This window comes from Gemmobacter serpentinus, assembly GCF_008973825.1.
GTDB classification, from domain to species: Bacteria; Pseudomonadota; Alphaproteobacteria; order Rhodobacterales; family Rhodobacteraceae; genus Gemmobacter; species Gemmobacter serpentinus.
Genome location: NZ_WCHR01000005.1, coordinates 83,111 through 95,804 on the forward strand (window position 1 = coordinate 83,111; position 12,694 = coordinate 95,804).

At 64.0% G+C, this 12,694-nt stretch carries 16 protein-coding genes; 14 read left to right on the forward strand and 2 right to left on the reverse strand.

Annotation, left to right across the window (positions count from 1 at the left end; genetic code table 11):
* Positions 1 to 91 precede the first annotated feature (91 nt).
* The gene (locus tag GBJ34_RS02720) at positions 92 to 580 is read left to right on the forward strand and encodes a VOC family protein (protein ID WP_151717719.1); all 489 of its coding nucleotides are present in this window, start codon (positions 92 to 94) and stop codon (positions 578 to 580) included.
* Between the two features lie 88 nt (positions 581 to 668).
* Here the strand turns inward: GBJ34_RS02720 and GBJ34_RS02725 are convergent, their stop codons facing one another.
* Entirely contained in the window at positions 669 to 1,559 is an 891-nt protein-coding gene (locus tag GBJ34_RS02725; protein WP_151717720.1) for a DMT family transporter, read from the reverse strand.
* Between the two features lie 290 nt (positions 1,560 to 1,849).
* On the opposite strand from GBJ34_RS02725, the gene GBJ34_RS02730 reads away from it, so the two are divergent.
* The 3 genes from GBJ34_RS02730 (at position 1,850) to GBJ34_RS02740 (ending at position 4,397) form a co-directional block, all read left to right on the forward strand.
* Positions 1,850 to 2,701: a helix-turn-helix transcriptional regulator gene (locus GBJ34_RS02730; RefSeq protein ID WP_151717721.1), complete on the forward strand. Its 852-nt coding sequence runs from the start codon at positions 1,850 to 1,852 to the stop codon at positions 2,699 to 2,701.
* 116 nt (positions 2,702 to 2,817) lie between these two features.
* Positions 2,818 to 3,693 (forward strand): branched-chain amino acid aminotransferase, encoded by an 876-nt coding sequence (locus GBJ34_RS02735; RefSeq protein WP_151717722.1) that lies wholly within the window; start codon positions 2,818 to 2,820, stop codon positions 3,691 to 3,693.
* 17 nt (positions 3,694 to 3,710) lie between these two features.
* Positions 3,711 to 4,397, forward strand: a complete 687-nt coding sequence (locus tag GBJ34_RS02740) for a site-2 protease family protein (RefSeq protein ID WP_151717723.1) — start codon at positions 3,711 to 3,713, stop codon at positions 4,395 to 4,397.
* Positions 4,398 to 4,493: 96 nt separating this feature from the next.
* On the opposite strand, the gene GBJ34_RS02745 is transcribed toward GBJ34_RS02740, so the two are convergent.
* Positions 4,494 to 4,994, reverse strand: a complete 501-nt coding sequence (locus GBJ34_RS02745) for a hypothetical protein (protein ID WP_151717724.1) — start codon at positions 4,992 to 4,994, stop codon at positions 4,494 to 4,496.
* Positions 4,995 to 5,172: 178 nt separating this feature from the next.
* On the opposite strand from GBJ34_RS02745, the gene GBJ34_RS02750 reads away from it, so the two are divergent.
* From GBJ34_RS02750 to GBJ34_RS02790, 10 genes are all read left to right on the forward strand, one after another.
* Positions 5,173 to 5,628: a universal stress protein gene (locus GBJ34_RS02750; RefSeq protein ID WP_151717725.1), complete on the forward strand. Its 456-nt coding sequence runs from the start codon at positions 5,173 to 5,175 to the stop codon at positions 5,626 to 5,628.
* Between the two features lie 22 nt (positions 5,629 to 5,650).
* The gene (locus GBJ34_RS02755) at positions 5,651 to 6,349 is read left to right on the forward strand and encodes an aspartate/glutamate racemase family protein (protein WP_151717726.1); all 699 of its coding nucleotides are present in this window, start codon (positions 5,651 to 5,653) and stop codon (positions 6,347 to 6,349) included.
* Positions 6,346 to 6,846 (forward strand): DUF2867 domain-containing protein, encoded by a 501-nt coding sequence (locus tag GBJ34_RS02760; protein WP_151717727.1) that lies wholly within the window; start codon positions 6,346 to 6,348, stop codon positions 6,844 to 6,846. The genes GBJ34_RS02755 and GBJ34_RS02760 overlap by 4 nt, the downstream gene beginning before the upstream one ends.
* 90 nt (positions 6,847 to 6,936) lie before the next feature.
* On the forward strand, positions 6,937 to 7,098 hold the full coding sequence (locus GBJ34_RS20445; protein WP_192931105.1) for a hypothetical protein: 162 nt from the start codon (positions 6,937 to 6,939) through the stop codon (positions 7,096 to 7,098).
* Positions 7,099 to 7,201: 103 nt separating this feature from the next.
* A complete protein-coding gene (locus GBJ34_RS02765) occupies positions 7,202 to 7,762 on the forward strand; it encodes a NifU family protein (RefSeq protein WP_151717728.1) in 561 nt (186 codons plus the stop codon).
* Entirely contained in the window at positions 7,749 to 8,360 is a 612-nt protein-coding gene (gene tsaB / locus GBJ34_RS02770) for a tRNA (adenosine(37)-N6)-threonylcarbamoyltransferase complex dimerization subunit type 1 TsaB (protein ID WP_404811396.1), read from the forward strand. The genes GBJ34_RS02765 and tsaB overlap by 14 nt, the downstream gene beginning before the upstream one ends.
* Complete coding sequence (rimI, locus tag GBJ34_RS02775; RefSeq protein WP_151717730.1) at positions 8,357 to 8,803, forward strand: ribosomal protein S18-alanine N-acetyltransferase; 447 nt, start codon at positions 8,357 to 8,359, stop codon at positions 8,801 to 8,803. The genes tsaB and rimI overlap by 4 nt, the downstream gene beginning before the upstream one ends.
* A gap of 175 nt (positions 8,804 to 8,978) precedes the next feature.
* The gene (locus GBJ34_RS02780) at positions 8,979 to 9,983 is read left to right on the forward strand and encodes a BMP family lipoprotein (RefSeq protein ID WP_151717731.1); all 1,005 of its coding nucleotides are present in this window, start codon (positions 8,979 to 8,981) and stop codon (positions 9,981 to 9,983) included.
* Between the two features lie 5 nt (positions 9,984 to 9,988).
* Positions 9,989 to 11,560: an ABC transporter ATP-binding protein gene (locus GBJ34_RS02785; RefSeq protein WP_151717732.1), complete on the forward strand. Its 1,572-nt coding sequence runs from the start codon at positions 9,989 to 9,991 to the stop codon at positions 11,558 to 11,560.
* Positions 11,557 to 12,693, forward strand: a complete 1,137-nt coding sequence (locus GBJ34_RS02790; protein WP_151717733.1) for an ABC transporter permease — start codon at positions 11,557 to 11,559, stop codon at positions 12,691 to 12,693. Before GBJ34_RS02785 ends, GBJ34_RS02790 begins: the two co-directional genes overlap by 4 nt.
* The last annotated feature ends 1 nt before the right edge of the window (position 12,694 follow it).

Sequence of the window (12,694 nt, forward strand, 5' to 3'; positions counted from 1 at the left end):
GGCCGCGCATGTTCTGTGCGCGGCTTTGCCTTATCGGCAGGCCCCGGCGCTGCTAAATCTCATTGCAACGCATCTGTCAGGAACCGTTATCATGAGCACGCCGGTCCTTCCCGCCGAAACCCGCATCGGCCATGTCCATCTCAAGGTCGCCGATATCGATCGCGGCCTTGCCTTCTATCAGGGGATTCTCGGGTTTGAGATCACCCAGCGATATGGATCGCAGGCCGTATTCCTGTCCGCGGGCGGCTATCACCACCATATCGCACTGAACACCTGGGAATCGAAGGGCGGCAAGCCCCCGGCCCCGGGCACGACAGGGCTTTATCACACCGCGATCCTGTTCCCCGACCGCAAAAGCCTGGGTTCTGCACTGAAACGCATCGTCAATGCCGGGTATCCGCTGGAGGGTGCCTCCGATCACGGGGTCAGCGAGGCGATCTATTTGCGCGATCCCGATGGCAACGGGGTAGAGCTTTACCGCGACCGCGATCCGGCCGATTGGCCACGCGATGCGTCAGGCAATCTGAAGATGACCTCTGACCGGCTGGATCTGCACGCTCTGATGGCCGAGGCAGACTAAGGTTTCACAGGCAAACGCGATGACGGCAAAGGGGGCAGGATCTGCCCCCTTTTTCTGCATCCGGCCCCCATTTTTACATCCGGCGCGGTCATGTGCGGCGGGACGGCGCGAACATCACCGCATTGCCCAGCAGGGTCAGGGCAAGGCCGAAGATGGCAAGCGGCGTCCAAACGAACCCTTCCCAGATGGCCGAGGCCATCAACGCGATCACCGGAAACATCACTGTCGCATAGGCCGCGCGTCCGGTTCCCATGCGCTGCACCAGCATCAGATAGGTAGTGAAACCGATGATGGAGCCGATGACGGACAGATAGATCAGCGCCCAGAGGTAGCGCCCGCCCCCTTCGGTGACCGGCGGCCACATGAATTGCGTGCCCGTCGCCCAGATGATCGCCAGCAGGATCAGCGCGCCATAGCCCATGCCCCAGGCATTCGCGGTCAGCGGCGGAATGCCTGCCGCCGAATTGCGCCGCGACACCATATTGCCGAAGGAGAAAAACAGCGTGCCAAGGGCCGCAAGACCGATCCCTTTCAGCACATCGGCATTCACCTCATGCCCGGTCAGTTCCGGCGCAAACAGGCAGATCAGCCCGGCCGCCCCAAGCGCGGTGGCCAGCAGCGCGCGGGGCCGGATACCATCACCAAAGATGATCCGCGCATTCACCGCGTTATAGATCGTGGCCAGCGAAAAGATCACCGAAACCAGGCCCGAAGGGATGAACCGCGTCGCATTGTAAAAGCAGATGAAGTTCATCGAGAACAGGCACAGGCCCTGCAGGATGATGAAGCGATGCTCCACCAGCCGCACCGGCGTCAGCTTGCGCAACAGCCAGAGCCCCGGCAGCATCAGCAATGCGGCCAGCGCGAAGCGGTGAAAGACGGCCACCAGCACTGGCACGGGGCCAAGCTGAAAGGCGATGGCGATCCAGGTGGTGCCCCAGATCAGGACGGTGACAAGGAAAAGGGCAAGGTTCAGCATGATGTCCCATTCTTGCACGCGGCGGGCAGACCGGCTTGCACGATCTTGCGGTTCTCTTGATCCCTCATTTCGGGCAGCCTAACCCGATGGCGGGCCTCCATGGTTGAGCGCCCTGACGCCCCCCTTCCTTGCAGATCGCAACAATGAAAGGCTATTCCGGCATTGGGGTCATCGCAGCAAGGCTCCGCCTTGCAGGATCTTGCCCTTTTGCGTCGATGCCGTCCCGCGACCCTAGCCATTTCATCACATCACCCGATTGCGGCGGCACGGGTGCCTGCTAGGATCGGGCCATGTTCCGTGCCTCTGTCTTTGACCGTCTCAGCCAGTCCAATGCCCGCCTGATCGCCTGCCGCGATCTGGGCGAGGGGTTCGGCCTTGCGCGATGGTCGAACCTGCGCGACCGGGTGCGCTATGAAAACAGCCAGTGCCATGTTCTGAGCCTTTACACCGAGAACGGCACCGCCTCGCGCCGGGCTGACCGCCCGGCCTCGGGCGCGGGCTTTCCCGGTGCGCTGACCCTGATGCCGCAAGGCGCGCATTCGGATTGGCAGATCGAGGGCGAATTTGCCTTCCTGCACCTATACATTCCCGACGCCGCCCTGCGCGCCTTCGCCGCCGAGGCGCTGGAGATCAACCCTGATCGTGTCGCGCTGCCCGAAGTGACCTATGCCGCGGATGCGGGCTTGCAGGCACGGCTGGCGGGGCTTGCCGGGCAAAACGATCCGCAATCGGCACGGATCGGCTTGCAGGATCTGCTGCACCACCTGCTGACCGGCCCAGGCTGGAACGGGCTGAAGGCGGGCGTGCCGCATCAGGGCGGCTTGCCCCCTGCCACGCTGCGGCGGTTGCGCAAGGCGGTGATGACGGCCCCGGACGCGCCCCATCGCCTGTCGGATCTGGCCGCCCTTGCGGGCCTGTCAGAGTTTCACTTTCACCGCGCCTTCCGCCGCGCGACCGGCCTGACGCCACAGGTCTGGGTCGAGCGGCTGCGCATCAGCCGGGCCGAGGCACTGATCCTGGCCGGTCAGCCCTTGGCACAGGTGGCGCTGGATTGCGGCTTTGCCCATCAGTCACACCTGACGCGGGCCTTCCGCAAGGCGCGCGGCATGACACCAGCCGCTTGGCGCGCCGCCTGCGCCTGACGCGCGCTGGAAATCGGCCTGGGGTCCGGGCGATGGCTGGACCTTCGCCGCGCCGGATGATTTAGTCGCCGCAAAGGCCGCAGGGCGGCCTGCGGCTCAGGACAAAGGCGACTTGCATGGCATTCGGCAGCGATATCCGCACATGGTTCAATGGCGCTTGGCACGACGGCGATATCCCGGTGATGCGCGCCGCCGATCATGGCATCTGGCAGGGGTCTTCGGTGTTCGATGGCGCGCGCCTTTTCGACGGCGTGGCACCGGATCTGGATCAGCACCTTGCGCGGGTCAACCGCTCGGCCGAGGCGCTGATGATCACGCCGACCATGACGCCCGAGGCCATGCTGGACATCGCGCGCGAGGGCTTGAAACCTTATGGCAAGACCAAGGCCGTCTATATCCGCCCGATGTATTGGGCGATTGACGGCTCCGATCTGGGCATCGCGCCGTTGGAAGGCTCCAGCCAGTTCGCGCTGTGCCTTGAGGCGGTCCCGATGGCCCCCGCCGAGGCCAGCACCACGCTGACCCGCACCCGGTTCCGCCGCCCCGTGCTGGAGGATGCGGTCTGCAATGCCAAGGCTGGCTGCCTTTACCCCAATAATGCCCGGATGCTGGTCGAGGCCAAGGCCAAGGGCTTTGGCAATGCGCTGGTGGCGGATGCCATGGGCAATGTCGCCGAAAGCGCCACCGCCAATGTCTTTCTGGTGAAGGATGGCGTGGTCTTCACCCCCATCGCCAATGGCACCTTCCTGTCGGGCCTGACGCGGGCGCGCCATATCGCCAATCTGCGCGCCGATGGCATCGAAGTGCGCGAGGCGGTGCTGACCTTCGCCGATTTCGAGGCGGCGGATGAGGTGTTCCTTTCGGGCAACTTCTCCAAGGTGACGTCGGTGTCGCGCTTTGACGATGTGAGCTACCCCAGCCGCAAGATGACCGACCATATCCGCAGCCTGTATCTGGACTGGGCGCATAGCGCGCCGGCCCGGATGCTCTGATCCGGGGCGGATACCGTTTGGAAGCCAATCTTTTCACGTTCCGCGGCATCTTTGGCGTGCCGGTCGAGGTGCGCCAGTCGGCGGGCCTGCTGTTCCTGATGATGGTCACCTTCTCGGTGATCCAGGGCGGCGGGCTGCTCAATACCGCGATCATCTTCAGCGCCCTGTTCATCGCGGTCTATCTGCACGAGTTGGGTCACGCCTGGGGCGCGCGTGTGCAGGGCCTGCGCGTGAAGGGGATCGTGATCCATGCCGGGGGCGGCTGGTGCGAACATGAACGTGGGCCGGAAGCCAGCGAAGAATTGGTGGTCGCCATGGGCCCCATCGTCAATCTGGCGCTTTGGGCGATTTGCGCAATTGCGGTGAAATGGCTGTATCACAAGGGGTTGGGCGATCCTGAATGGGTGCCGACCGCGATGTCCCTGATCCCATGGCTTGGCTTCTTCGCCATGCTGAACCTGTTTCTGTTCTGCTACAACATGGTGCCGGTACAACCGCTGGATGGTGGCAAGCTGATCCGCATCTGGCTGCGCCGTCTGATGCCTGCCGCCAAGGCCTCGCGCGTGGCCGGCACGATTGGCGTGGTGTTCTGCGTGTTGTGGTTTCCAGGGCTTCTGCTGGTCTTCCTGACCACCGGCTGGCTGTTGTTCTTCGTGCCCTCGCTTGCGCTACACCGGGCGATGATGCGCGGCGAGATCCGCTAGAGACAAAAAAACCGCGCGTCCCGGTCGGGCGACGCGCGGTGCAGGCTTTCCGCCCAAAGGCCCATTCTCGTCAAATGAACGGAACCTACCCGGGGGCTAGTGCAGACGCACCACATTGATGGCACCGCCAAAAGGCGCATCATCGCGTGTCAGCCCTTCGGTCACCGGGAAGCGCCCGGCCAATGACAACCCGGCACGCATCACCGCCGCGTCCATTTGCCCGTCGGTCAGATCGGCCAGCGCCAGACGCGCGGCCTGCGTTTTGTCGCGGCGCATGGAATGCAGCATCAGCAGAAACGCCGCTTCATCCGCCGTCACCTTTTCGCGGCAGCGCGGGCACATCGGATCGGAAAACCGGATCGGCATCCGGCGACAGGCCATCACCGCCTGCAAGACGCCCAGCATCCCCTGCGCCATCCGCGCCCCATCGCTGAGCCCCCAGCGTTCCCCGGCAAGGCCAAATGCCATGATCCAGGCCTGCGACTCCGGCTTGGCAAAGCTGGTCAGAAAATGCCGCAGCACCGTCAGCATCGCCTCTTCGGTCGCATCAAGGCCAAGGCTGTCCACGCTGGCCGCCACCGATTGCATCCGTCCCATAACACGTCCCCCTGAAGGCTGCGTAAAGGTCTGGCGACGGCTCGACTTGCGGCATTTCTTACAATTTAAGTCAGAATATTGCAAGCCCGCTGCGCAGCACGCCTGACCTGCGGCCACTTGGGCGCTGGACAAGCCGCCCCGCGCCGGTCCATCATCAATCCCGACAGGAGTGATCGACATGCGCAAGTTTCTGGTGGTGCTGGATGACAGCCGCGAATGCCTCAATGCGATGCGCTACGCCGCCTTGCGTGCGGCCCATACTGGTGCCGGGGTGCAGATCCTGTCGATCATCCCGCCCGAGGAATTCCGTCATTGGCTGGGCGTGGCCGATCTGATGCGCGCCGAGGCCCGCGAACGGATCGAGGCGCATTTCGAGGTTTTCGCGAAATGGATGCGCGACAAACAGGGTGTGAACCCGGAACTGGTGATCCGCGAAGGCGATCCCGCCACCGAGATTCTGGCACAGGTGCGCGAAGATCACGAGATCGGCGTGCTGGTGCTGGGGGCTGGCACCGAAAAATCCGGCCCCGGCCCGCTGGTTACCACGCTCAGCCGCAATTCCGGCACCCTGCCGATCCCGATCACGATTGTGCCGGGCGACATGTCGAAGGAACGGCTGGAGGCGATCACCTGATCGATCATTCGGGATGGCACGCATGAAGACCATCGGCATCCTGGGCGGCATGTCTGCGGCCTCCACCCAGATCTATTACCGGCTGCTATGCGATATGGTGCGTGACCGGCTGGGCGGGTTACATGGGCCGCAACTGCTGATCCGCAGCCTGGATTTTGCGCCCATTGCCGCCGCGCAGGCGCAAGGTGATTGGGATGGTCTGGGCCGCATCCTGAACTACGAGGCGCGCGCCTTGCAGGCGGGCGGGGCCGAGATCCTGCTGCTGGCCACCAACACCATGCACAAGCTGGCTGAACCGATGACGGCGGGGACCGACCTGGCGCTGGTTCATATCGCCGATGCGACGGCGGCGGCGATCCATCGCGCGGGCCATCGCCGCCCGGCTTTGATGGCCACCGCCTTCACGATGGAACAGGCCTTCTACACCGACCGGCTGCGCGCGGCGGGGCTTGATCCGGTGATCCCGGGCCCCGAGGACCGCGCGCAGACCCATCGCATCATCTATGAGGAGTTGTGCCGTGATCTGGTGCTTGATCCCTCGCGCGCGGCCTATATCGCGATCGTAGAGCGGCTGCGCGACGCCGGGGCCGATTGCCTGATCCTTGGCTGCACAGAGGTCGGCATGTTGCTGGATACCGGCAACTGCCCGCTGCCGGTGTTTGACACCGTGGCGCTGCATTGCGCCGCAGCCCTGGATGCCGCCGGTTTGCCCGCCACATGACAACGCTGGTCGCGCCGCGCGAGGGCCTCGCCTATTTCGACCGGCAGGCGGTCCCCCTGCCCTGCCCGATGTCGCCCCTCGCGGCATGGAATGCGATCATGGCCGATCCCCTGCCCGGCATGGCGCTGGCCTTCCGCATCCGCGATGCGATTTCCGCGCGCTTTGGCGTGGCCCGGATCGGCGGATTTTCCGGGCAGCGTGTCACGCAGGTCGCGCCGGGCGACCGGCTGGATTTCTTTCTGGTCGAGGGCAGCACCGAGCATGAACTGGTCCTGACCGCCCGCGACCGCCATCTGGATGTGATGATCTCTATCGAGACCATGGGCGAAACCCTGGGGCGGCAGCTCTCGATCACCGCCTCTGTCATCACCCATAATACCTTCGGGCGGGCCTATATGATCCCGGTTGCCCCGGCACACCGCCTGATCGTCCGGCTGATGCTGAAACGCCTGCAGCGCCGATTGCAAGCCGGGGCCGGGCTTGCGCCGGGCGCATAGGCGACTTGCGCCATCAAGGCTGGCCCCACGCTGCAATGCAGCATATACTTTTGCGTGGAGAGGAAATGACCCTATCGAAAGGCAGATCCGATGTTCCTGCGCGCCGTGAAACCCCGCAGATCCGAGGCCATCCCCGCCCCGCAACCGATTGTGGACGAGACGCTGGCCTATTTCACGCCCGAAACGCTGACCCGCAACCTGCGCGATCTGGATGCGATCGAACAGATGTTTGGCTATTGGGCGCGCGACTGACGCCCGATCCGGCCCCACGCCGATGCGGGGCAGGATTTGCCCCGCAACCTTGACTTGAGGCCCCCCGAAGCGCATATCCGACGGGAGCTGTCGGAGAAAAGCCATGTTCATCCAGACCGAATCCACGCCGAACCCGGCCACGCTGAAATTCCTGCCCGGACGGGATGTTCTGGCCATCGGCACCGCCGATTTCCCGAGCGCCGAGGCCGCAAAGACCAGCCCGCTTGCCAGCCGCATCTTCGCGGTTCCCGGTATTCAGGGCGTGTTCTTCGGCTCTGACTTCGTGACGGTGACCAAAGCAGAGGCGACCCTGTGGGACCATGTGAAGCCCGGTATTCTGGGCGCGATCATGGAACATTACCAATCCGGCGCGCCTGTGATGCAGGGCGAGGCAGGTTCCGGCCATGCTGACAACCACGCGGTGGAAGACACCGATATCGTGCGTCAGATCAAGGAATTGCTCGATACCCGCGTGCGTCCTGCCGTGGCGCAGGATGGTGGCGACATCACCTTCCACGGCTTTGACCGCGGCGTGGTCTATCTGCATATGCAAGGGGCCTGCGCGGGCTGCCCCTCCTCGACCCTGACGTTGAAAATGGGGATCGAGAACCTGCTGCGCCACTATATCCCCGAAGTGCTTGAGGTGCGCCCTGTTGCCGCCTGAAACGGTTCTCGGCTTTGACACATCGGCCGCGCATTGCGCGGCCGCTTTGCTTTTGCCGGACGGGTCAGTGCTGAACCGGCTGGAGGCAATGGAAAAGGGCCAGGCAGAACGCCTTTTGCCGCTGCTGGAAGACCTGCTGGCCGATGCGGGGCTTCACTGGCGCGACCTGACCCGGATCGGCGTCGGCACCGGCCCGGGCAACTTTACCGGGGTGCGGCTTTCGGTCGCCGCCGCGCGCGGATTGGCGCTTGGGCTGAACATCCCTGCCATCGGGGTCACCCGGCTGGAAGCGCTGGCCCATGGCCTGCCCCGCCCGCTGTTGCTGGCCGAGGATGCAAGGCGGGGTGAGGTCTATGTGCAGGGTTTCGATCTGAATGGCTATGAGGCCGCGCGGTTGATGGCTCTGGCCGATCTGCCCCCCGCCCCCCATCGCAGCGGATCGGGCTTTGCCGATGGGCTTGCCCCCGCCTATCCCATCGCCGAGGCGATTGCCCGCATTGCCGCCGCACGCGCGCCGGGGGCTGCGCCCGCGCCCTTCTATCTGCGCAGCGCCGATGCCGCCCCGCCCGCCGATCCCCCGCCGGTCATCCTGCCGTGACCACCAGTCTGGCCACGGCCTTGGCCGACCTGCACGCCCGCTGCTTCACCACGCCCCGGCCCTGGAGCGCGGCAGAGATTGCGGGGCTGATGCAGGACCCGCTGAATTTCACGCTGATCGAGGGCGAGGCCGCGTTACCAACCGGCTTTCTGATCGGTCGCACGATTGCAGATGAGGCCGAATTGCTGACCGTCGCTGTCGCCCCCGAGGCGCGGCGCGAAGGGCTGGGTCGCAAGCTGCTGCTGCGGTTCGAGGATGCGGCACGGGCGCGCGGTGCGGCCACCGCCTTTCTGGAGGTCGCCGCTGACAATGCCCCGGCTCAGGCGCTTTATGCGACCCGGGGATTCGCGCAAACCGGCTTGCGTAAAGCCTATTACCACCATCCCGACGGGCGGAGCGTGGATGCGCTGGTGATGGCGCGCCCGCTTCACCCGGCAAGCTGACGCAACGGCCCGGCCAAGCGATGTTGAAAATTTGATCGAAAGATCAAGCAGCTGCTCTCGCCGCCGCGATTCCATCTTGACCGACCGCGGCAATCCCGCCCTAATCCCTGCATGAGCCCCGCCGATCTGGATAAAGCCGGGCGGTAAAAGACTTAATGAAAACCGGGAGATTTCCATGACCCTGACGAAAACCCTGCTCGGCGCGGCGGCAACGCTGGCGCTGTCTTCGGCGATGGCAACGGCCGAACCGGCGGTGATCTTCGATCTTGGCGGCAAATTCGACAAATCCTTCAACGAGGCCGCCTATAACGGCGCGCAGAAATGGGCTGAAGAGACCGGCGGCACCTATAAGGAACTGGAGATGCAGTCCGAGGCGCAGCGCGAACAGGCCCTGCGCCAGCTGGCCGAATCCGGTGCCAACCCGGTTGTGACCACTGGCTTCGGCATGTCCGACCCCATCGCCATCGTGGCCCCCGACTATCCCGACACCAAATTCGTGACCATCGACGGCTGGGTTGACCCGGCGACGCATCCGAACGTCCTGTCGATCGGCTTTGCCGAGCATGAGGGGTCGTATCTGGTCGGGATGCTGGCGGGCCTTGCCTCCAAAACCGATACAGTTGGTTTCATCGGCGGCATGGATATCCCGCTGATTCGCAAGTTCGGCTGTGGCTATGCCCAGGGCGTGAAGGCGGTGAAACCGGATGCCAAGGTCATCCTGAGCATGACTGGCACCACCCCCGCCGCCTGGAATGATCCGGTCAAGGGAGCCGAGCTGACCAAGGCCCAGAAGGGCCAGGGCGCAGACGTGGTCTTTGCGGCTGCCGGCGGCACCGGCATCGGCGTGCTGCAAGCCGCCGCTGACGAAGGCATCCTGTCCATCGGCGTCGACAGCAACCAGAACCACCTGCATCCGGGCAAGGTTCTGACCTCGATGCTGAAACGCGTTGATGTCGCGGTCTACAACTCGTTCAAGGCGGGTGAGGCCCTGGACATGACCCCGCAGGCGCTGGATCTGTCGACCGAAGGCGTGGGCTACGCGCTGGACGACAACAATGCCGCCCTCATCACCCCCGAGATGAAAGCAACGGTCGATGCCGCTGCCGAACAGATCAAGTCGGGCGCGCTGAAGGTGCATGACTACATGGCAGACAACACCTGCCCGGCAGGATCGTTCTGATCGCCATGGCAGGCGCAATTGAACCGGGGCGGCAGGTATCTGCCGCCCCCTTCGCCATCGAACTGAAAGGCATCTCCAAGGCCTTCGGTCCGGTTCAGGCCAACAAGGACATCTCGATCCAGGTCGCCAAGGGCTCGATCCATGGCATCATCGGCGAGAATGGCGCCGGGAAATCGACGCTGATGTCGATCCTCTACGGCTTTTACAAGGCCGATAGCGGCGAGATCCTGATCGATGGTCAGGCCACATCCATCCCCGACAGCCAGAGCGCCATCCGCGCCGGCATCGGCATGGTTTTCCAGCATTTCAAGCTGGTGCAGAATTTCACCGTGCTTGAGAACATCATTCTCGGCGCGGAAGACGGGGCCTTGCTTGCGCCCTCGATCTCCAAGGCGCGCAAAACCCTTGCGGAGCTTGCCCGCGAATACGAGCTGGATGTCGATCCCGATGCGGTGATCGAGGATCTGAGTGTCGGCCACCAGCAGCGCGTCGAGATCCTGAAGGCGCTGTATCGTCAGGCCAATATCCTGATTCTGGATGAGCCGACCGGCGTGCTGACCCCGGCCGAGGCCGATCACCTGTTCCGCATCCTGCGCGGGCTGAAGGATCAGGGCAAGACCATCATCCTGATCACCCACAAGCTGCGCGAGATCATGGAAATCACCGATACCGTCAGCGTGATGCGGCGCGGCCAGATGACGGCCACGGTGAAAACCGCCGAAACCAACCCCGAACAACTGGCCGAGCTGATGGTGGGCCGCAAGGTATTGCTGCGCGTCGACAAGACCCCGGCGCAGCCCGGCCGCACCATTCTGGAGGTCGAGAACCTGCGCGTCACCGACGAACAGGGGGTGGAGCGGCTGCGTGGCGTTAACCTGCAAATCCGTGCGGGCGAGATCCTTGGCATTGCCGGGGTGGCGGGCAACGGCCAATCCGAATTGCTGGAAGTTCTGGGCGGCATCGAACGCGGCACCGGCACGATCCGCATGAACGGGGTGGAGCTGGATCTCTCGGGGCGTCATTCCGATGGCCAAAGCCGCCGCGCTGATGGCATCGCCCATGTGCCCGAAGACCGACAGGTGCTTGGCCTGATCATGGATTTCGCGGCCTGGGAGAATGTGGCTTTCGGCTATCACCACGCGCCGGAATTCCAGAAGAACGCGCTGCTGATGGACAATGCCGCCCTGCGCGCCGATTGCGAGGCCAAGATGGCGCGCTTTGACGTGCGCCCGCCGATCCCTTCGCTTGCCGCCAAGAACTTCTCCGGTGGCAACCAGCAAAAGATCGTGGTCGCGCGCGAGATCGAGCGCAATCCTGACCTGCTGCTGATCGGGCAGCCGACACGCGGCGTCGATATCGGCGCCATCGAATTCATCCACAAGCAGATCGTGGCGCTGCGCGATGCCGGCAAGGCCGTTCTGCTGGTCTCGGTCGAGCTGGACGAAATCATGAGCCTGTCCGACCGCGTCGCCGTGATGTTTGACGGCCGCATCATGGGGGAACGCGATCCCGCGACCACCGATGAGCGCGAGCTGGGATTGATGATGGCCGGCATCGCCGGGGAGAGCGCCCAATGACCAAATTGCCGACCTGGGCCGATGTGGTTCTTGTGCCCGTGATTTCGCTGATCCTTGCCGCCCTGGTCTCGGCCGTGGTGCTGCTGGCCATCGGGCAAGACCCGATGCAGGCGCTCAGCGTCATGGTCAATGGCGCGATCATGACCCCCTATGGCTGGGGATACACGCTTTACTATGCCACATCCTTTATTTTCACCGGCCTGTCGGTGACGGTGGCCTATCATGCGGGCCTGTTCAATATCGGCTCGGAAGGTCAGGCACAGATCGGCGGGCTTGGCGTGGCGCTGTGCTGCCTTTTCCTGCCCTGGCCGCATTGGACGCTGGCCCTTGTTGGTGCCATGCTGGCGGCCAGTGCGTTCGGCGCGGCCTGGGCGGCGATCCCGGCCTATCTGCAGGCCAAACGCGGCAGCCATATCGTGATCACCACGATCATGTTCAACTATATTGCTGCTGCACTGATGATCTACATTTTGGTGGATTTCCTGCGCCCGACCGGCAGCATGGACCCGGCCTCGGCGCGCTTTGCTGCCACCACCGCCCTGCCGAAATTCCACGAATTGCCGCTGATCAGCGATCTGTTCCTGCGCTACACCGCCGAGGGCGCGGTGCGCCTCGATCCGCAGGGCAACCCGATGTATCAGAAGGTGCCCGCCAATATCAGCTTCTTCCTTGCCCTTCTGGCCTGCGTCGCGGTCTGGGTGCTGCTCTGGCATACGCGGTTGGGCTATATGATCCGGGCCTTTGGCAAATCCGACAAGGCCGCGCGCTATGCCGGGATCTCGGCGGTGAAGATCACCATGATCACCATGCTGATTTCCGGGGGGCTTGCGGGCCTAATGGCCATCAACAATGTGATGGGTCAGGCCGGTCGCCTGTTGCAGAACTCGGCCGAAGGGGCGGGCTTCATCGGCATCGCCGTGGCGCTGATGGGGCGCAATCACCCGCTGGGCGTGGTGATGGCCGCGATCCTGTTCGGCTTTCTCTATCAAGGTGGTGCGGCGCTCGGGCTGGAGACCACGATCCCGATGGAGCTGCGCATCGTCGTGCAGGGCCTTGTGATCCTGTTCACCGGCGCGCTGGACCATATGGTGCGGATGATGCTGGGCCTTGTCTTCCGCCCGCGTCAGGCTTGAG